Origin of the sequence: Acetobacter sp. DmW_043 (genome assembly GCF_002153485.1) — a bacterium.
GTDB classification, from domain to species: Bacteria; Pseudomonadota; Alphaproteobacteria; order Acetobacterales; family Acetobacteraceae; genus Acetobacter; species Acetobacter thailandicus.
Genome location: NZ_JOMN01000014.1, coordinates 62,589 through 83,021 on the forward strand (window position 1 = coordinate 62,589; position 20,433 = coordinate 83,021).

Sequence of the window (20,433 nt, forward strand, 5' to 3'; positions counted from 1 at the left end):
CTGACGGTGCCACCAGTGAACACCGTCAGTTTTATATAATCAGGCTGACAGAACCTTTGTAATGACAGTCTGAGCCTCTTCCTGAATTTCTTTTAAATGTTCAGGACTTTTAAAGCTTTCAGCATAAATTTTATAAACATCTTCTGTGCCGGAAGGACGTGCCGCAAACCAGCCATCAGCTGTTGTTACTTTCAGGCCACCAATCGCGGCACCATTACCTGGTGCTCTGGTCATTCTGGCAGTAATCGCTTCACCTGCGAGGGTCTCACCCGGATATTGCTCTGGCGAAAGTTTAGACAGCCGCACTTTCTGATCGGGCGTCGCTGGCGCATCAATACGCTGATAGTACGGCGTGCCAAGGCGCGCGGTCAGCTCATGGTAATGCTGCACCGGGTTTTTGCCGGTTTTTGCGGTAATCTCCGCAGCCAGAAGGCTAAGGATGATCCCATCTTTATCGGTTGTCCAGACCGTACCGTCACGCCGCAGGAAGGTCGCTCCTGCACTTTCTTCCCCTCCGAACCCCAGAGAGCCATCCATCAGACCGGGCACAAACCACTTCAGCCCAACCGGCACCTCAACAAGTTTACGACCCAGCTCAGCGGCAACACGATCAATCAGACTACTGCTGACCAGTGTTTTACCAATACCCAGTTTCGGGCTCCACTCAGGCCGGTTTTGATAAAGGTATGAAATCGCTACAGCCAGATAATGATTAGGGTTCATCAGCCCGTCAGGGCGGGCTACGATACCGTGGCGGTCAGCATCAGTGTCGTTTGCAAAAGCCACATCAAACTTCTCACCCATAGCAATAAGACGCGCCATAGCATAAGGCGACGAGCAGTCCATACGAATCTGGCCATCCCAGTCGGCTGTCATAAAGCCAAACTGCGGGTCTACCTCATTACTAACAATCGTCGCGTTCAGAGCATATGCATCGACAATGCGCTGCCAGTAGCCAACAGCAGCCCCCCCCAGCGGATCGATGCCAATTTTGATACCTGATTTGCTGATTGCCTGCATATCGATAACAGATTCAAGGTCAGCAACATAAGGTGTGACAAAATCATAACGTGTGACACAGGGCTGCTTTACGGCCTCATCATAAGGCAGGCGTTTAACCTCTTTGAGGCCATTTTCCAGAAAACTGTTAGCCATATCCTGAATGGCTTTTGTAATAGCTGTATCAGCCGGGCCACCATGTGTCGGATTATATTTAAAACCGCCATCAGCCGGTGGGTTATGCGAAGGTGTGATAACAATACCATCAGCCAGACCAGTTGTGCGGTCCTTATTATAAGTCAGAATAGCGTGGGATATAACGGGTGTTGGCGTATAGCCATCATCCTTATCAATGTGCACTCTGATCCCGTGAGCGGCCAGCACCTCAAGCGCTGTGCGCTGTGCCGGTGCTGAAACGGCGTGGCTGTCGATGCCCAGAAATAACGGGCCATCAATACCCTCAGCCTTACGATGACGAGCAATTGCCTCGCACATAGCCAGAATATGATTTTCATTGAAACTGCTGTGCAGCGCACTGCCCCGATGGCCTGATGTTCCGAAAGCAACACGCTGTGTTGCCACTGACGGGTCAGGTTTGCGGTCATAATAAGCCGCAAGCAGAGCTGAAATATCTGTCAGATCTGACGAAGGAAGACACTTTCCTGCCTGTGAACTGATCATGACCATGGGTGTTATAATCCTTAACTCAGAGTAGAATAACCTGAGTGTGATAGAAACACCCCGCAGCCCGGCGGTCTACCCCTCTTTGCACACAATTTTACAGTAATAAAAACGAAACAAAGCAAAAAGCAGATTTTGTATGAGAGGTTTACAATCCCCTCATACAAAATAACGGACTGTTTTAGTAAGTAAAACTCACCTCTCCAAGGAACATACGCCCGGCTGACGGCGTAGCCCTGTTCGAGAACAGGCTCTGATAGTTCAGTCTGTTTGCGAGGTTATACCCGTTCATTGAAATCTTCCAGTGACGGTCAAAGCGGTGAGAGATCATCGCACTGAAATCAAGGTTAGCCGGCACTTTTGCCGTGTTCGTGTTATTCAGCCAGACGTGCTGGCGCCAGGTTACACCACCGCCGATCATGATATTATAAGGCTTATTAGCGAACGCGTTATACGCCGTCCACAATGTTGCCTGATTATGTGGCACATATTGCAGATTTTTACCGACTGAAGCAGCCGTAGCGGACGACATAACCTTACTGTCATACAGGGCATATGTTGCTGAAATATTCCAGCCTGGCAGAATAATACCACCCACAGACAGCTCCATCCCCTGGTTTCTCAGGCGGTCTGATGAGCCACTGACATTACCAGTCACCGGGTCTGTATAATACGCATTGCCTTTATCAAGACGGAACAGAGAAACTGAAGCGCCAAGCCTGTCATGCAGCAGGCTGTACTTTGCACCTACTTCATAGAGCTGCGCTTTTTCAGGTGCTGCAAAAGAGCTGGTACCCGGACGAATAGGCACAGACCCGTTTGTTACATACATACCTGTAGGAGTGGTCGAATTTGCCCAGGTGAAATAATAGGTCTGATGTGCATCAGGCGTAATAATCAGGCTCGCGTTAGGGTTAAAGACCCCTTCAACACTACGCATGTGCTTGTCGGGATATTTAGCCGTATCGCCACCTGTCAGACTGTACGCCGTCTGCCAGCGGTCCCAGCGGAAGCCGCCTTTAACAGACAGCCAGTCTGTAAACCATATCTGGTCATATAAAAACAGACCCGTATCAAAACCATAACCATTACTATGTGGTTTTGCGCCCAGACCATTAAGGTTTACAAGCCCGCCAGGGTTTGACTCACCGGGCACAAGCCCAAGGTTACCAACATAAGGGTTAGGGTTAACCAGGCTGGCATAGGGCTTTGCTTTTGTATAGGTCGATTGTGAGCGCACATCGTTCACGCGCTCAATATCAACACCCGCAACAACCTGATGCCTTAAGAAGCCCGTATGAAAATTGGCGAGCATAGAAGCGACGTTCTGCACAGACCAGCTTCTCTGCTCATAAGGCAATGGGGCGTAAAATGTACCGGCACCCAGGCCGGCACCGGCTCCCGTCGGGCCTGAACGCGCAACAAGAGCGGCCGCCGGGTCACCATTGAAATAATTATTCACACAGGTTGTATCGCAGGTCGCCTTAGACGCTGCGAATGTACGATAATACTGGCCACCACGCAGATCGTCATAAAAAGTAATATGACGATTAAGCTTATAGGTAAAACGTGCTGTTTCCATATTATCATTGGTCGCATTCTGATCGTTATCAGTGCCATACCAGTTCGTGCGTCTTATACCGTATTCAGTAATCGGCTTAGCAACAGATGTTCCCGGTTTTGTAACAACAGGAACACCAAAGTCAGGAATAGAATTTTCCTGCTGGTGCATATACTGCAAAATCAGCGTTGCGCGCTTACCAAGACCAAATGCTATTGATGGCGCAACACCCCAGCGATGTGAATAAATGAAGTCACGCCCGACAACATTATTTTCGCTGCCCATACCCGTGATACGGATGGCTGTAGAATCATCAAGCTTCTGGTTAAAGTCGAGCGTGCCACGGTAAAAACTGCCTGAACCGCCTGTAAACTCTGCTGCGTAACGGTTATCAAGGCCTGGGGTTTTAGTGGTCATGTTAATAGCACCACCTGTCGTGCCATTACCAAACACTTCAGAAGACGGCCCCTTAATCACCGACACCGATTCATAATCAAATGAATCACGTGAATACACACCGAAATCTCTCAGACCATCTTCATAAATATCATTCTGAGCCTGGAAGCCTCTGATCAGAAACTGGTCGCCATTCATGCCACCCGCACCCTCACCGATAGAAGCTGTAACGCCGGGTACATTACGCAGAGCTTCAGTCAGTGATTTAACGTTTTGCTGACGCATCAGCACCTGAGGCACCACGTTAATGTTTTGTGGTGTATGCATCACATCCTGCGGGAGACGGGACATCCCGAGAGACTGATGCATCGTATTAAAGCCGTGCCCTGTGACAGTCAGCCTTTCTTCTTCACCGGCAATACCTTCTTCCTGCGGGGCAGCTACATTTTTTTTTGCAACTTTGTGAGCATGGGCGCGTTTAACATCACGCTTTTTATCAATTTTTGCAGCATCATTGCTGGCAGCTACAGCCTGCACAGAAAACAAAAGGGCACCAATACACGATACTGGTGCCAGATAACCCCGTTTTATCTCACTCATTCTACCCGCCTCAGAAAGCAAACACATCTCTAATTTCTGATGCAGGCCTTAGCAAATAATGATAATCATTTGCAACTGGCGGAGTTGAGAGTTTTTCGCAGAAACTAAACTTCCACCACAATCCGTTGCAAAATTAACACGGCTATCACTGACCTGGCAGATTTATCTGAATATCAGCAGAAACTGACAATTCATTTTTTAGAAGGAGAGCAAATATATGCAAACTGCGCCCCTCCTCCGCCATTTTTATGAACTGACTGAGTGGCCGGCATCGCAGGAGAAGTTGCCGGCTGAACCTGCGGCAAAACCGTATCCTGATCAGCTCGTAAAAGACCAATCAGGGCGCGCGCCCTCCGCTCTTCCTCTCTGCTGGCCAGACTATAATAAATAGCCCTGGACTCACGACGCGGCACTATAATGTCCGCCCGACGCAATGTACCCAGCTGCTGGCTTAGCGTCGGCTGGCCTATACCAGTGCGTACTTCAAGTTCACTTACAGCAAGGGGACCTCCTCTAAGCAGTACATCGACAATAATGAGGCGCTGTGGCTGAGCAAACAATTTAAGACGCTCGACAACAAGCCTGGCTTCTTCCAGCAGCAGCGGTGTCATTTTTTCTGTTCCCCTTCCATTTTCATAAACCATTCCGGGCCGATAGCTGTGATGTCCTGCTGCACCTGAACCTGCGGCTGCAAAACATCATCTCCGGGCTGCCAGCCTTCAGGTGTCAGAGCATCCCCTCCGGCGACCCTCTGCAAAGCCTGCAAAAGCCGCAGCATCTCCTGCACACAGCGCCCTACGGCATAAGGGTACCATGTCATAGCCTGCACAACGCCATCAGGATCAATCATATAAACCGCCCTGACCGTAACACTATTCTGTGATGAGCTATCAAGCATGCCATACGCGCGGGCAATCGCCATTGAAGGATCTTCAATGATAGGAAATGGAATCTCCACCCCAAAACGTTCTCTGATCGATTCGACCCACGCAATATGCGAAGGAAGACTATCAACAGAAACACCAAGTAATACACAGTTAAGAGCAGAGAACTGCGGCGTCATACGCGCCAGAGTAATAAACTCACTTGTGCAGACAGGGGTAAAATCAGCCGGATGCGCAAAAAGCATCACCCATTTCCCACGCAATGCGCTTAGCGTAAGCTGGCCATGATTGGTTCTGGCAACAAAATCCGGTGCCAGCTCACCTATTCTGAGAGACGAGCCTGAATGATAAAGAGGGCATGTGTCCTGTAAACTGTCATTCATACGGCGTCCTTCGTTCATCTTAAACTTAATATCTTTTAGCTTTTACTCAGGAAGTGTACCATCACAAGAGATTTTCTGTATATTGCTACAGGAGATTTTCTTAACCATCATAACATCTCCTTGACGGAGCATGTTTTACTCTTTAAAAACACCAAAATACATACTTAATTTAATTCTTTAACTAAGGATGCTTCTGATGACAGATACCTCTCTGAATTTAGCAGCCAGCCAGATTCTTAATGCACTTGCAAACAATGAGCTGCGCCCGGTTGTCAGAACATTCTTTGACCAGGCAACATTTACAGCCAGCCACGTTGTGCACGACCCGTCAACAAAATCTGCAGCCATCATTGACAGCGTACTCGACTATGACCCCGCTTCGGGGCGCACCAGTTTCAGTTCAGCACAGAATATTGTCAGCTACGTCAAAGAAAATGACCTGCACGTTGAATGGCAGCTCGAAACCCATGCCCACGCAGACCACCTTTCAGCAGCCCCCTGGCTGCAGGAGCAGCTTGGCGGAAAACTGGGAATAGGCGCTCAGATCATCACCGTTCAGGAAGTATTTGGTAAAATCTTTAATGCTGATACGCGCTTTGCACGCGACGGCTCTCAGTTTGATAAACTATTTCATGATGGCGATCAGTTCAGAATTGGCAATCTGAATGTTACCGTTCTGCACGTTCCGGGTCATACACCAGCAGATATGGCCTTTGTTATTGGCGATGCCGCTTTTATTGGCGACACTCTGTTTATGCCTGATTATGGCACTGCCCGCGCGGATTTTCCCGGAGGCAACGCGACGACTTTGTTCCGCTCCATCCGCCGCCTGCTCTCTCTGCCCGGTAAAACCCGTGTTTTTCTATGCCATGATTATAAAGCTGAAGGCCGTGATCAGTTTGCCTGGGAAACAACAATTGAGGCAGAACGGGCACACAACATCCATGTGCACGACGGCATTACGGAAGAAAATTTCGTTAAAATGCGCACTAACCGCGATGCTACACTCAACCTGCCAACCCTCATCATGCCCTCAGTCCAGGTGAATATACGCGGCGGTCATATGCCTGAACCAGATGATAACGGCACCAGCTATATCAAAATTCCTGTTAATAAACTTTAATTTCAAGAACTATATACCGTTAGCATGACCGCCCCCTTCTTCCATATTCTTCTTGAAATTTTTTCAGGAACACTCGTTGGATTCACCCTGGGACTCATCGGCGGAGGCGGCTCAATTCTGGCTGTCCCGTTAATGGTTTACCTTGTCGGAGTCTCAAACCCGCACGTTGCCCTGGGCACCAGCGCGCTTGCCGTAGCGCTTAATGCTCTGGTTGGCCTCGCACAGCATGCAAAACAGGGCACCGTAAAATGGCGCTGCGCTGCGATCTACGCATCATGCGGCATCCTTGGTGCTTTTGCAGGAGCAGCGGCAGGAAAAGCCGTTAACGGGCAACACCTTCTGCTCTGCTTTGCAATACTTATGGTGATCGTTGGCGGCATCATGCTGCACGGCAGACGCAAAACCGGCACCCCGGGAGCAAGCTGCAACCGCCATAATATCGGGAAAGTTGCCGGATTTGGTATTGGCACAGGCATACTGTCTGGCTTTTTTGGTATTGGCGGCGGCTTTCTGATTGTTCCTGGCCTGGTGGCCTCAACAAATATGCCTATTCTTAACGCTGTTGGCACATCTCTTGTCGCGGTGGCTGCATTTGGGCTTACAACCGCTGTCAGCTACATGCTCTCAGGCTACATAGACTGGCAACTTGCAGCACTCTTTGTTCTGGGGGGTGCACTTGGCAGCGTTGGCGGAATGCGCCTTGCCAGACGCATGGCCGGCAAAAGCGGGCAACTGACAACATTATTTGCCTGTATTATTTTTATGGTTGCAGCCTACATGATCTGGCAGGGCGTAAGTGCATTATCATTTTAATTAACAATATGTTACACTTTACCTTACTGCACTTTAAAAACAAAAATAGTACTTGCATGTAACCAAAAAACTTAACAAAATAATAAAAGTCGATTTTTTATCGAAACATTAGCCCCTGGCAACAGTTTATGACAGCGCCTGTCTGGCCGTTAATTTTTAATTATTTTATTTATTTATTTATTTATTAAATTATAATACCATTATGGTCTGTTTTACAGGATGGCTCTCCATGCAAGCGACTCAGCAACAAACAGGATCATATCTCAAAGACCTGACACGCCGGGCCCGCACATGGCTGATGCTTTCTGCTGCAACCAGCAGCATTGCCTGTATACTCTTCATTTTACAGCTCTGCGATCTTGCCGCTCTTGTCGATAATCTGACATTCAAAGGGCAGCCTCTCGACACATCAGTTACAGACTGCATCATCATTCTTGCTCTCTCTGTCAGCAGTTTTATTTTTCAGTGGCTGGCAGATATGACCGGCAAAGAAGGAGGGCTGCACATCAGCGCTTCCGTTCAGCGCGATGCCCTCATTCATCTGACCAAAGCCGGCCCTGCAGGGTGCGCCAAACAGCCAGCCGGGCAGCTTATCACCACCATGACAGAAGCTGCCGAAGCGCTTGAGCCTTATTTTTCACAATATATTCCACGCGCGGTCATGATGGTCGTGCTCCCCATCGTGATTCTTGGCATTGTGTTTCACTTTGATATCTGGAGCTTTGCAATTCTGGCCTGCACCGGGCCCCTTATTCCTTTTTTTATGGTTCTGGTCGGCTACAACGCACAAAGCATAATGGACCGCCAGTGGACACAGCTTGTGCTGATGGGGTCATCCTTCCTTGACTCTTTGCGGGGGCTCATGACCCTGCGCCTGAATGGACAGACAACAAACAGTATCACCCGTCTTGAACGTCAGACCGAAGCACACCGCCACGCAACATTTTCTGTCATGCGCGTCGCTTTTCTGACATCTGCAACTCTCGAATTTTTTGCCAGCCTTTCTGTTGCGATGGTTGCAGTTATCTTTGGCTCTCGCCTGCTGGCCGGCACTGCTGATTTTCGTTCAGCCTTTATTGTTCTGGTCCTGGCACCTGAATATTTCATTCCTCTGCGCAATTTCTCATCCAGCTATCACGCCAGACAAAATGCTATGGCCGCAGCAAAACAACTCCAGACCCTTTTTACTCTGCCTGAATATGCGGTCGCGCGTCAAAGCACCTCAGAACCTGTGTCATCAGCAGCACCTGTTACGATGCTAAAGCTTAATGATATTTCTGCATCTTATGAAAAAGCACTTATCCTGAAGCAGATCAGTGCAGAAATAAGAAAAGGACAGCTCACTGCAGTGAGTGGCGAAAGTGGCAGCGGTAAAACCACATTACTCTATACTTTAATGGGTTTTTTACCTCTCCGTTCAGGTTCTGTTGCAGCATACGATGCTGGAGGGGCACAACACCCCCTGACAGAAGAAAACATAGCATGGGTTCCCCAGCGCCCGCTTATGGCCTTTGGCAGCATTGCTGACAACCTGCGCCTGGGCGCACCGGAAGCCACTGATGATGACCTGAAAAATGCCATGCGGCAGGCTGGGATTTTCGATTTCATCATGACACTGCCAGAAGGCTTTAATACTCAGGCCGGTGAACGGGGCGCCCGTCTTTCCGGCGGGCAGATCAGACGCCTCAGCCTGGCCCGGGCCCTGTTGCGTAACCCCGATATACTCTGCCTGGATGAACCAACAGCGAACCTTGATCCCGATACTGCTGACATCATTATTGAGATGCTGAAAAGCTGTGCGAAAACGCGCATCGTTCTTGTCGCTACACATGATCAAAAACTCATTTCTGCAGCGCAGCAGGTTTTACATATCAACGAAAAGGGCAGTCTCTCCGCACTTACTGAGAGGGCAGTCGCATGACCCCCCTGCGTCGTCTGCCTTCACTCACAAAATCCGTCCGGCTTTACATGATATTTGGCATAATGCTGGCGTGTCTTGCCGCACTGGCAAGCTTTGGGCTGCTCTTTTTATCAGGGTGGTTGCTGGCCGGAGCTGCTGTAGCAGGCATAAGCGGAGTTGCTGCACAGCAGGCTTTTAATATTTTGCTACCCGCGACAGGTGTGCGCTTCTTTGCAATGCTGCGCATTCTCTCGCGCTATGGTGAAAAACTTATCACTCATGATGGTGCCTTGAGAGTTATGGGCCAGCTGCGTAGCTGGTGCTACCACTGCCTGGCACCACAGGCGCCTGCAGGGCTGCATAACCGCCGGGGAGGTGACCTGCTTTCACGCTTTGTAACTGACACAGACCTGATAGGGCAGCATTATACCAGCACTTTGTTGCCTTATATCAGAGCAGTCGTCTGCGGCAGCCTGTTCGTGCTCATAATGGCTATTTTTTCTCCACAGGCAGCGTTGTGCCTTGCAACGGGACTACTCTTCAGTGGCCTGATCCTGCCTTATATTACCGGCCTGATTTCTGACCGGCTGGCAGTCACCCTGACTACCCTCCACAGTCAGAACCGTACCGACCTGGCCGACCTGATTGCTGCAACAGGTGAATATCTGGCGCCTGCCGCCACCCGCCATCTGCACATACAGTTTACTGAAAAGCAGCTCAAACTTAATCGTTCACATCGCCTTATGGCCGCCACCGAAAGTGCCGCCCGCGGGTTAACGACACTATGCACCACGGTGACAAGCCTTGCTGTTCTTCTTGTCGCAACAAATTCTTTTCATAAAAGCTACCTGTCATTACCAGAAGTGCCCATGCTGGTTCTGGGGTGTCTTACCGCATTTGACATCATCACTCCTCTGCCTGCGGCCAGGCAACTGCTAAGCCGCACAAAGCTCGCAGCACAACGACTATATGATGCCTGTATGACCCCCCCTCTTGTGACAGCTCCCATTCACCCGGTTCATCCTGACAATGCCGATTTTCTGGAAATTTCTGATCTTTCATTCCGCTACCCCGGGTCAGAACAGTGGATCTTTCGGCATGCCAGCCTGAATATCCAAAAAGGAGAACGTGTTGCACTGATCGGCCCTTCTGGCACCGGGAAAAGTTCTCTCATTCAAATTCTTTTTCGCTTCTACCCCTTTGAAGCAGGCAGCTGTCATGTAGGTGAGCATGATATCTGCGATATGCAAAGCGAAACACTGGCTGAAAAAATCAGTGTTGCTCCACAGAATTTTCACCTTTTTAATGGCACGGTTCGTGACAACATGCTTCTGGCAAGCCCACAGGCAACCGAATCCGACATAATGCAGGCGCTGCAAACTGCAGGCCTGACAGACTGGCTTAACAATACACCACATGGACTGGAAACTGCCGTTGGTAACGAAGGTTTTCAGATATCAGGAGGTCAGGCGAGAAGGCTCTGCCTCGCACAGATACTACTGCGCAAAACCCCATGGCTCATTCTCGATGAGCCTACAGAAGGGCTTGATGCAGAAACGGAAAAGACTGTTCTGACAAACCTCATACAGGCAAGGCCGGATATGACACTGATCTGCATAACTCACAGACGATCAGTTCTGCCGTTTATGACCAGAGCGATTCAGATCAGAAACGGTCAGTTTCATCCGGCAGAGGAGATATAATCATGCCTTAAAAAATATTGTTTTTTATGATTTTTAAAGGATTTTTTTAAATGGATATGATCGACCCAACCGTTGTAGAGCTTTCACGGTTTCAGTTTGCACTTACAGCTCTCTATCACTTTATGTTTGTTCCTCTGACACTGGGACTGACATTTATGCTTGCTGCCATGGAAACTGTTTATGTCGTAACCGGCCGCAAAATTTACAAAGACATGGCAATGTTCTGGGGAAAGCTCTTTGGTATCAATTTCGCACTTGGCGTTGCTACCGGCATCACCATGGAGTTCGAATTCGGCACCAACTGGTCCATGTATTCACGATATTTTGGCGACATGTTTGGTACACCACTTGCCATTGAAGGTCTGATGGCCTTTTTTATGGAGTCTACCTTTGTCGGCATGATGTTTTTTGGATGGGACCGCCTGAGTAAACCAGCTCACCTTGCCATAACATATCTGGTTGCTTTGGGATCAAACCTCTCAGCTTTGTGGATTCTGATTGCCAATGCGAGCATGAACGTCCCTGAAGGCACGCACTTTGACCCTGAAACAATGCGTTTGCAATTCGACAGTTTTGTAAAAGTTGTTTTCAACCCTGACGCGCAGGCTAAATTTGTTCATACGTCAGTTGCTGGTTACGTATGTGCCTCCTTATTCGTCATGGGTATCAGCTCTTTTTATCTTTTACGTAAACAACACAGACAATTCGCTGCCCGGTCTTTTCGTATGGCTGCCTTGTTTGGCATTATTTCAACTGTAGCTGTAATCACTCTGGGTGATGTTCTTGGCCGCATGGATTACGAAAAACAGCCGACAAAAATTGCCGCTATTGAAGGGTTGTGGGAAACCAGCCAGCCACCTTATGCCCCCTGGCTTCTTTTTGCTTTACCTGATAATGAAAAGCAGACGAACTACCTTGAAATCGGTGTCCCATACGTTCTGACACCACTAATTACACATGAGTTTGATAAGCCGATTACCGGCATGCATGAGCTACAAAATGAAGCCGAGCCTCATATTCGCTCTGGCATCGAAGCGCTCTCGGCTTTAAAACGCTATGGTCAGACACATGATCAGACTGATCTGGATGCTTTCCGTCAGCACAAAGAAGATCTTGGGTTTGGTTTCCTGGCCACACAATTTGCACCAGGTCAGGATGTCACCAACATCTCTCCGGACGAAGTAAATAAAGTCGTAGAAGCCACAAAACCTGCTATCCTGCCTAATGTTTTTGTTGTTTTCTGGTCTTTCAGACTTATGGTTTTTCTGGGTCTGTCCTTCTTTCTTTTGTTTGCTGTGTCTGCCTATCTCAGCCTTAAAAAACAACTCGAACGCAACCGCTGGATTTTACACCTGTGCATGTGGTCTATCCCTCTGCCTGTTCTGGCTACCGAGTTTGGATGGATTACGGCTGAAGCCGGCCGTCAGCCCTGGACAGTTTTTAACAGACTGCCAACCTTTCTGTCATCATCCACGCATAGCGTAACATATATGGCCATTTCACTGGCTGGCTTTGCCCTCCTTTACAGTATCTTCATCGCGGCTGAACTTTATCTGATGTTTAAATTTGCCCGCCTTGGACCTGATGAGCACGATACACACGGCACATCTGCTCTGTCACATAACGCCGCCGCTCCCGCAGCACACTGAAAAACGTGAGAAGGGAAAGGACTTTATTATGGATATTTATACCATTCTCAAGCTGATCTGGGGGGGCATTCTGTGCCTTCTCATGATTGGTCTCGCCCTTATGGTTGGGATGGATATGGGCGTTGGCACGCTTCTGCGCTTTGTGGGCAAAGATGATGCTGAACGCCGCACGATGCTGAACATTATTGGCCCACACTGGGACGGTAATCAGGTCTGGTTTGTCTTAGGTGGCGGCGCAATTTTTGCGGCATTTCCCACTCTTTACGCCACTTCTTTTTCAGTTTTTTATCTTGTTATGATTATGCTGTTATTCAGCATGATTCTTCGTCCTGTCGCATTTGAATACCGCTCAAAAGCAGATAGCACCCGCTGGCGGGCCAGCTGGGACTGGACCTTCCTGATCTCTGGTTTCTTACCAATGTTTATTTATGGTGCTGCCTTTGGCAACATCCTTAGTGGTGTTGGTTACCATTTCAGCTGGACAGGCCAATATTACCAGGACAGCTCTTTTATTTCTTATCTGCTCAACCCTTTTGTCATTCTGTGTGGTCTGCTCTCTGTTTCTCTGAGTGTTTACCAGGGTGGCGTTATGCTTATGCTGCGCAGTAACGACCCTATTTATAGCCGGGCCAGAAATTTCTCACGGATCGCAGGTGTACTGGCAGCATTTTTATTTGCCGCCGGTGGTGTATTTATCTGCTTTATGCAGGGTTTTATGCTTACAGAACCTGTGAATACCGCCATGCCTGCAAACCCGCTGCATGGACAGCATGTTGCAAGAGCAGCAGGAGCATGGCTGCTTAACTACTCAGCACACCCTGTGCTGTGGCTTCTGCCTGTTGCAGGGCTGGCCAGCATGATATGTGGCTCGGCTTTGGTTACACTCAAAAAAACCGTTCTGGCATGGTGGTGCGGCATGAGTGCCTGGGTTGGCGTTATCGGCACTGTGGCTGCGGCAATGTTTCCGTTCCTCATGCCTTCCACAACAAAGCCTGATCAGAGTCTGACATTATGGAACAGCACCGGCAGCCTTTACGGGCTTACATGCATGTTAATTGTCAGCACCATTTTCATACCACTGATCATTACTTACACCTCATGGTGTTATTATGTCATGCGGGGCAAGGTCAGCACAGCTGAGGTCGCCAACGATCCACACAGCTATTGAGGAGACATACTATGCAATTTTTACGCCTGGCAGGTCTTGCAGCTGTTCTGGTTGTTGCACTGCTTTTTGCTGTTTTTGTAGGTGATCAGGGCCCCTGGTATTTTGCCTGGGTCATTGGCACTGTAATGATTATTCTCATCTCTGGTGCCGGCGCTATCCTGTTCGATGCTCAGGAAACCGCCTCAGATGATCAGGAGGTTTAGTAATGCTGACAGATCCTGAAAATATTATTTTCTTTATTCCTTTTCTTTATCTTTCTTTTTACGGAATCGCCTATTTTATTATGCGACGTTTTTTCCGTTAACAGTCATTCGACTCTCTGAGAGTGCGTGATATGCTGCAATGATAAAGAAGGAAAATACCTTATGACTGTTACTCTTTATCACAACCCTGCCTGCAGCACGTCACGCACCGTTCTCAACATGATACGTGAAGCAGGTACAGAGCCTGAAATTATACTTTACCTGAAAACCCCGCCTACACGCGAACAACTGAATACCATGCTGGCGACAAGCAACCAGCCGGCCCGTACATTTGTTCGCCCTAAAGGGGAGCTATATACCTCTCTGAACCTGGCAGACAAAAGCCTCTCTGATGAAAGTCTGCTCGATGCAATTGCACAACACCCTGAGCTATTGAACCGTCCTGTTGTGACAACCCCCTTAGGCACCCGTGTATGCCGCCCTAAAGAGTTACTTTTCGAAGTGCTTTCAAACGCTGAAAAATAATTTTTTTCAGATATAAAAAAAGGAAGCCCTCTTTCGGGGGCTTCCTTTTTTCTAAACTCATGCTCGCTGCGGCTTAGTACTCAACAACGGTACGAATTGTTTCGCCTCGTGTCATCATATCAAAACCCTCGTTAATCTGCTCAAGAGGGATTTTATGGGTGATAAGATCGTCAATATTGATCCGGTTTTCCATATACCAGTCAACAATTTTCGGCACATCAGTACGCCCGCGTGCACCACCAAAAGCTGAACCAATCCAGCGACGGCCTGTTACCAGCTGGAACGGACGGGTGCTGATTTCCTGCCCTGCACCGGCAACACCAATAACTGTCGAAACACCCCAGCCACGGTGTGCACATTCAAGAGCCTGACGCATCAGAGTCGTATTACCCACACACTCAAATGTATAATCAGCGCCCCCGCCGGTAATCTCGATAATATGTCCGACAAGATCACCACCAGGGCCAAGATCTGCCGGGTTTACAAACTCGGTCATACCGAATTTACGGGCAATCTCTTCACGGGCAGGGTTAAGATCGACACCGATAATACGGTCGGCACCAACCATCTTTGCACCCTGAATAACATTCAGCCCGATACCACCCAGGCCAAACACAACGACGGTAGAACCTGCTTCAACCTGCGCTGTGAACAAAACGGCACCAATACCGGTTGTTACACCACACCCGATGTAACAAACTTTATCGAAGGGTGCATCCGGGCGAATTTTAGCCAGTGCAATTTCAGGCAGCACCGTATAATTAGCAAATGTGGAACAACCCATATAATGATGAACCGGTTGCCCCTTAAACGAAAAGCGTGATGTACCATCAGGCATCAGGCCTTTGCCCTGGGTAGACCGAATTGAAGTGCACAAATTTGTTTTACGCGACAGGCACGACTTACATTCGCGACACTCGGGCGTATAAAGCGGAATAACATGATCACCGGGTTTGAGATGCCTGACACCTGGCCCGGTCTCCACAACAACCCCTGCCCCTTCATGCCCCAGGATCGCCGGGAAAAGCCCTTCAGGGTCAGCCCCTGACAAAGTATATTTATCAGTATGGCACAAACCGGTAGCCTTAATTTCAACCAGCACTTCACCCTCTCTGGGTGCACCAAGCTGCACGGTTTCAATTCTGAGTGGCTCTCCTGCCTTAAAGGCAACAGCAGCTTTTACGTCCATTATTCTACCCTTACATTCTGACAGTGTAACAAACAAAATAAACACATATTATGGCAGGTATTTTCAGCTTTGCCAGAAAACCATATATCTGTATTCTGATAACTGTCTGATGATTTTACGGCTTTCAGCTTGAAGAAAAAACCATTCTGACACTACTATGCGCTAAAGAGAAATATGTTTCTCTGTCTGGTAACACGACAATTTTAAGGTGAGCATAAATGGAGTGGACCGAGGAAACAATCTCCCGGTTGAAAGAACTTTGGACAGAGGGGCTCTCAACAGCCGAGATTGGCCGTCGTCTTTCCATCACAAAAAATGCTGTAGTTGGTAAAGCACACAGGCTTGGTCTGCCTGCTCGTCCTTCTCCCATTCGTCGCAGCGAGAAAAAACCCGTCTCTGCTTCGGCAGACGATTCAACAGCGGATAAAACAAAAACTGCTAAAGCAGCTGAACCTGCGGCTGCTCAGCCCCGGCCTGAGCCAAAAGCAGCCCCCAGGCCAGCAGCGACTGAACCAAAAGCCCCTAAAGAAATAAAACCTGCTCCCGTTGCAGCGCCTGTACAGGTCGCCGCACCTAAAGCTGTAAAGCCTGAGCCTGTACAACGTGCGCCAGTGCGCCCGGCAACAAAACCTGCGCTCAGCCGTATACCAGACCCCGATACGAAAAAACGCCGTGGTCCGTCATGCTGCTGGCCTATAGGTGACCCCGGCACCCCGGGTTTTCATTTTTGTGGTGCGACACCTTTGCCTGGCAAGCCCTACTGCGGTGAGCATGCTCAGATCGCCTATGTCAAACTCCGCGACAGGCGCGATAGTCACTAATCGCCCTTCGGACATCACCTCTTTCCTTTAAAAGGAAAGAGGTGATGCAGTCGGAATATCAGCCTGCTGAGCTATTTTTATCAGCAGAGAATGAACTTTTGCTGCTGTCATCAGACAGCATTTCCAGCTGACCTGTAATCTGACCACCGTCTTCAACTTTCAGACGACGGCAGGCTGCTTTACCCAGTAAACGGCCGGTTGCACGCAGGCTCAGGCTGCCACGTGCTGTTAATGTGCCATCAACTGTGCCTGCAACTTCAGCACTTTCAACTTCTACGCTGCCGCGAAAAAGGCCACCAGGCATAACGATCAGCTCTTTCGCTGCGATCATGCTGGATTCAACTGTGCCTTCAACAACGAGGCGTTCAGCTTCCTGCACCGTGCCCTGAACGCTGATGCCACGACCAACAACCAGCGTACGCTGTTCAACAGGTTCTTTTTTAGGCTGCTGCATCTGGCCCTGTGGCTGAGGCATACGCGATGCACCCGGAATAGGAGGAACGGCAGCGCCAGGAGAGAGCGGAGAGCCAGGAGGAAGAGGAGCACGACCCATAGGGGGTTCCTTTACTTGTTTTGAAGTAGAATCTGACGTTCCATTGCCGCCAGGGGCGTACGGCTTTGACCCGCCAGAAGGAGAAAAAATAGTATCAAAAGACCCTTTAGGCCCGCCAGGTGCAGACTGATCAGTCTGCTTATCTGTACCAGCTGTCCCTGGCCTGGTTTCTTCTGGTTTGCGTCTTCTAAACAAAAACACCCCCGCCATACTGACTGCCCGTTATCAGACAGTTTATTTCAATAAAGCCCACCGTTCCCCTGCCTGCAGAGTAAAGATGAACCTTGCTCATTTGTTATACAGCCACATACTCAGGCGGCAAGAACAGCTTACGTCTTTCTGTTGCCCTTTTTGTGGCGGCAGGTATATCGATACAAACTTTCAGCTCTTTTTCGGGATATTAGCGTATAATGAACTCAGAACAGATTAAATACGATATCCTCGGGATCGGTAATGCGATCACGGATATTTTAGGTACTGTCTCACCTGCTTTCCTCGAACAGCAGAATCTCATCCCGGGCAGCATGACGCTGATTGATGCAGAACGAGCCGATAACCTCACTGCCAGCTTTAATGCAGAACGCACTATGGGCGGTGGCTCAGTTGCTAACAGCTGCGTTGTTGCGGCGCAGCTGGGCGCAAAAGTTGCTTATCTTGGCAAAGTAGCCGGCGATACAGCCGGTGTGCAGTTTGCTAAAGATCTGAGTGAAAATAATGTCGCTTTCCCTTCAGCTCCGCTTGATGGACGGACCAGCGAAAACCTGCCTACAGCGCGATGCATTGTCATGGTTACACCCGACGGGCAGCGCACCATGGCAACTTACCTGGGGGCATGCACGCAATTTACAGCAGATGATGTATTGCCTGATGTCATCGCTGCTTCACGTATCGTTTATCTTGAAGGGTACCTGTTTGACCCCCCGCACGCGCAGGAAGCTTTTCGCCGGGCTGCTACCCTGGCCCATGAAAACAATCGTCAGGTTGCGCTTTCCCTGTCTGACCCGTTTTGCGTGAGCCGTCACAGAAAAGCTTTTCTCGAACTGGTACGTAACCATGTCGATATTCTTTTTGCCAACGAAGACGAAATCTGCTCACTTTACGAAACTGAGAACTTTGACGTTGCTGCACAGCATGTACTGAAGGATACAAAATTTGCCGCTCTGACACGCTCTGCTGAAGGCAGCGTGGTTATTCACGATGGCACTATCACCAAAGTGTCACCCGTCCCGACACAGGTGGTTGATACAACCGGTGCCGGTGATGCCTATGCAGCAGGTTTCCTGGCAGGCCTGACATCAGGCCGCACATTACCAGAGTGCGGACGCCTGGCCTCTGTCGCTGCTTCTGAAATCATTTCACATGTCGGGGCAAGGCCACTGGCCAATACCTGGCTTGATACAAGCATCTGAAGCAATCAGCCCTTTGTGATCCTTCCTTCTGTTCAGGATGAAGGATCACAGGGAATCTGAACAACTTTCCCTCCTTTAATTGCCAGGGCAACTTCACCCTGACAAAGAGAAAGAGCCGCCTCGCCAAAAATTTTACGGCGCCACCCCGCCAGTAACGGATTAGGCTGCGAGGGGTCCAGTGCCAGTGCCTCCAGCTCATCAGCAGAAGCCACAAGTCGTGGTGCAACATCATGCTGCTCACATGCCGCAGCCAGAAGGACCTTCAGAAGAGCCATAAGTGCACCGGAAGGACGATTAGAATCTTTACCACGCCCTTTAGGCAAAGATGGCAGGTCAGCATCAGGCAGTTTCTGTGCCTGTTTAACAGCCTCAATTAATGCAAGCCCGGTACGCCCTTCTGCCAGCCCGCGCGAAACACCTCTGACCCGCGTAAGTGCATCAGTTGAAAGAGGCTGCGTCGCTGCAATTTCGAGCAGGCTTTCATCTTTAAGAAGGCGCTGACGTGGCACATTAACACGTTGTGCCTCACGCTCGCGCAATGCAGCCACCGCACGTAACACGCCAAGCATACGACGGTTGCCGGTGCGGGCCCGCAAACGTTCCCACTGCTTTTCCGGGTCAGGACGAAACGTCTCAGGCAGAGCCAGCTCAGCCATTTCATCAGCGACCCAGTCAAGCCGGTCTTCATGCGTCAGTTTACTGATCAGTTTTTCATATACCAGTCGTAACCAGGTCACATCGCCTGCGGCATAACTCAGCTGAGCATCAGAGAGAGGGCGCACTGACCAGTCTGTAAAACGGTGGCTTTTATCAATACCATACCCGGTTAGTGACCCCACAAGGCTGTCATACCCCACCTGGTCACCATACCCCGCGACCATGGCCGCCACCTGCGTATCGAATACCGGTACAGGCAGAGCATCAAACAAATGGAGAAAAATTTCCAGATCCTGACGGGCAGCGTGAAACACTTTAATCACTGATGTATCAGCAAACAGCTCTGCCAGAGGCGCAAGATCTATGCCTTCAGCCAGAGCATCAATCAAAATAACTTCAGCGGCACCACCAATCTGAACAAGACATAGCTCAGGCCAGTAGGTGTTCTCACGCATAAATTCGGTATCAACCGTGAGAAAAGGCTCCTGACGCAGGCGGGCAACGGCTTCGGCCAGTTCGTCCGTCTCAGAAATCAGGCGAGGGGCAGGAAAATCAGAAACTGAAAACTTGTGCATAGCCTCTTTTCGCATAATTCATATAAAAAAAGAAGTTATGTAAGCCTCTCATTTTTCCCCGATCACGTGAAAGAGAGAGGCAATATGCGTCTTTCTGACTGAAGTAACAAAAAAGGAAATCAGTTATGTCAAACTCTGATGAAAATCACTCAGCACTGACACAGTTAGGCCGGCAGATACAGGCAGCGGCAAGCCCTGAGGAAGCTGTGCTTGAACGTGTTGCTGCACCCCACCCTGACAAGAACTATCTTGTGCGCTTTACGGCCCCTGAGTTCACTTCGCTTTGCCCCGTAACAGGGCAGCCTGACTTTGCACATATCGTTATCGACTATGTGCCGGAGCAGTGGATTGTCGAAAGCAAATCACTCAAGCTCTTTCTGACCAGCTTTCGTAATCATGGTGCATTTCACGAAGCCTGCTCTGTTCAGATCGCAACAACTCTCGTTGACCTGCTTTCTCCTGTATGGCTGCGTATTGGTGCCTACTGGTACCCACGCGGCGGTATGCCCATTGATGTTTTCTGGCAAACCGGCACCCCACCTGAAGACGTGTGGATTCCCTCACAGAATGTCCCGACCTATCGCGGCCGTGGCTAAATATTTTCAGGAAGTTATAAAAAAAGCCACCTTGCGGTGGCTTTT

At 49.4% G+C, this 20,433-nt stretch carries 18 protein-coding genes; 11 read left to right on the top strand and 7 right to left on the bottom strand.

What is annotated here, in order from left to right; translation table 11 throughout:
* Positions 1-39 precede the first annotated feature (39 nt).
* From pgm to HK11_RS05225, 4 genes are all read right to left on the bottom strand, one after another.
* A complete protein-coding gene (gene pgm, locus HK11_RS05210; protein ID WP_086554291.1) occupies positions 40-1,686 on the bottom strand; it encodes a phosphoglucomutase (alpha-D-glucose-1,6-bisphosphate-dependent) in 1,647 nt (548 codons plus the stop codon).
* 175 nt (positions 1,687-1,861) lie between these two features.
* Positions 1,862-4,237 (bottom strand): TonB-dependent siderophore receptor, encoded by a 2,376-nt coding sequence (locus HK11_RS05215; RefSeq protein ID WP_233127612.1) that lies wholly within the window; start codon positions 4,235-4,237, stop codon positions 1,862-1,864.
* Positions 4,238-4,428: 191 nt separating this feature from the next.
* Positions 4,429-4,848, bottom strand: a complete 420-nt coding sequence (locus HK11_RS05220; RefSeq protein WP_086554292.1) for a helix-turn-helix transcriptional regulator — start codon at positions 4,846-4,848, stop codon at positions 4,429-4,431.
* Positions 4,845-5,504: a peroxiredoxin gene (locus tag HK11_RS05225; protein ID WP_086554324.1), complete on the bottom strand. Its 660-nt coding sequence runs from the start codon at positions 5,502-5,504 to the stop codon at positions 4,845-4,847. Before HK11_RS05225 ends, HK11_RS05220 begins: the two co-directional genes overlap by 4 nt.
* A 196-nt stretch (positions 5,505-5,700) precedes the next feature.
* On the opposite strand from HK11_RS05225, the gene HK11_RS05230 reads away from it, so the two are divergent.
* From HK11_RS05230 to arsC, 8 genes are all read left to right on the top strand, one after another.
* A complete protein-coding gene (locus HK11_RS05230; RefSeq protein WP_086554293.1) occupies positions 5,701-6,627 on the top strand; it encodes an MBL fold metallo-hydrolase in 927 nt (308 codons plus the stop codon).
* Positions 6,628-6,651: 24 nt separating this feature from the next.
* The gene (locus HK11_RS05235; RefSeq protein ID WP_086554294.1) at positions 6,652-7,440 is read left to right on the top strand and encodes a sulfite exporter TauE/SafE family protein; all 789 of its coding nucleotides are present in this window, start codon (positions 6,652-6,654) and stop codon (positions 7,438-7,440) included.
* A 229-nt stretch (positions 7,441-7,669) separates the two neighbouring features.
* Positions 7,670-9,361, top strand: a complete 1,692-nt coding sequence (cydD, locus tag HK11_RS05240) for a thiol reductant ABC exporter subunit CydD (RefSeq protein WP_158092783.1) — start codon at positions 7,670-7,672, stop codon at positions 9,359-9,361.
* The gene (gene cydC / locus HK11_RS05245) at positions 9,358-11,043 is read left to right on the top strand and encodes a thiol reductant ABC exporter subunit CydC (protein ID WP_086554296.1); all 1,686 of its coding nucleotides are present in this window, start codon (positions 9,358-9,360) and stop codon (positions 11,041-11,043) included. Before cydD ends, cydC begins: the two co-directional genes overlap by 4 nt.
* A gap of 50 nt (positions 11,044-11,093) precedes the next feature.
* The gene (locus HK11_RS05250; protein ID WP_086554297.1) at positions 11,094-12,692 is read left to right on the top strand and encodes a cytochrome ubiquinol oxidase subunit I; all 1,599 of its coding nucleotides are present in this window, start codon (positions 11,094-11,096) and stop codon (positions 12,690-12,692) included.
* A 28-nt stretch (positions 12,693-12,720) separates the two neighbouring features.
* Entirely contained in the window at positions 12,721-13,860 is a 1,140-nt protein-coding gene (gene cydB, locus HK11_RS05255; protein ID WP_086554298.1) for a cytochrome d ubiquinol oxidase subunit II, read from the top strand.
* A gap of 11 nt (positions 13,861-13,871) precedes the next feature.
* A complete protein-coding gene (locus tag HK11_RS05260) occupies positions 13,872-14,063 on the top strand; it encodes a hypothetical protein (RefSeq protein WP_086554299.1) in 192 nt (63 codons plus the stop codon).
* Between the two features lie 162 nt (positions 14,064-14,225).
* Positions 14,226-14,588 (top strand): arsenate reductase (glutaredoxin), encoded by a 363-nt coding sequence (arsC, locus tag HK11_RS05265; RefSeq protein WP_086554300.1) that lies wholly within the window; start codon positions 14,226-14,228, stop codon positions 14,586-14,588.
* A gap of 73 nt (positions 14,589-14,661) precedes the next feature.
* Here arsC and HK11_RS05270 read toward each other — a convergent pair whose 3' ends face one another.
* Positions 14,662-15,777: an S-(hydroxymethyl)glutathione dehydrogenase/class III alcohol dehydrogenase gene (locus HK11_RS05270; protein ID WP_086554301.1), complete on the bottom strand. Its 1,116-nt coding sequence runs from the start codon at positions 15,775-15,777 to the stop codon at positions 14,662-14,664.
* 218 nt (positions 15,778-15,995) lie between these two features.
* Here HK11_RS05270 and HK11_RS05275 point away from each other — a divergent pair, with 218 nt between their 5' ends.
* Entirely contained in the window at positions 15,996-16,598 is a 603-nt protein-coding gene (locus tag HK11_RS05275) for a GcrA family cell cycle regulator (RefSeq protein WP_086554302.1), read from the top strand.
* 58 nt (positions 16,599-16,656) lie between these two features.
* Here the strand turns inward: HK11_RS05275 and HK11_RS05280 are convergent, their stop codons facing one another.
* The gene (locus tag HK11_RS05280) at positions 16,657-17,361 is read right to left on the bottom strand and encodes a polymer-forming cytoskeletal protein (protein ID WP_173559115.1); all 705 of its coding nucleotides are present in this window, start codon (positions 17,359-17,361) and stop codon (positions 16,657-16,659) included.
* A gap of 200 nt (positions 17,362-17,561) precedes the next feature.
* On the opposite strand from HK11_RS05280, the gene HK11_RS05285 reads away from it, so the two are divergent.
* On the top strand, positions 17,562-18,560 hold the full coding sequence (locus HK11_RS05285) for an adenosine kinase (protein WP_086554303.1): 999 nt from the start codon (positions 17,562-17,564) through the stop codon (positions 18,558-18,560).
* Positions 18,561-18,592: 32 nt separating this feature from the next.
* On the opposite strand, the gene rnd is transcribed toward HK11_RS05285, so the two are convergent.
* Positions 18,593-19,792: a ribonuclease D gene (rnd, locus tag HK11_RS05290; protein ID WP_086554326.1), complete on the bottom strand. Its 1,200-nt coding sequence runs from the start codon at positions 19,790-19,792 to the stop codon at positions 18,593-18,595.
* A gap of 125 nt (positions 19,793-19,917) precedes the next feature.
* Between rnd and queF the strand changes: the two genes are divergently transcribed.
* Positions 19,918-20,388 carry a preQ(1) synthase gene (gene queF / locus HK11_RS05295; protein WP_086554304.1) on the top strand — a complete coding sequence of 157 codons (471 nt, stop codon included), beginning with the start codon at positions 19,918-19,920 and terminating at the stop codon, positions 20,386-20,388.
* Positions 20,389-20,433 lie beyond the last annotated feature (45 nt).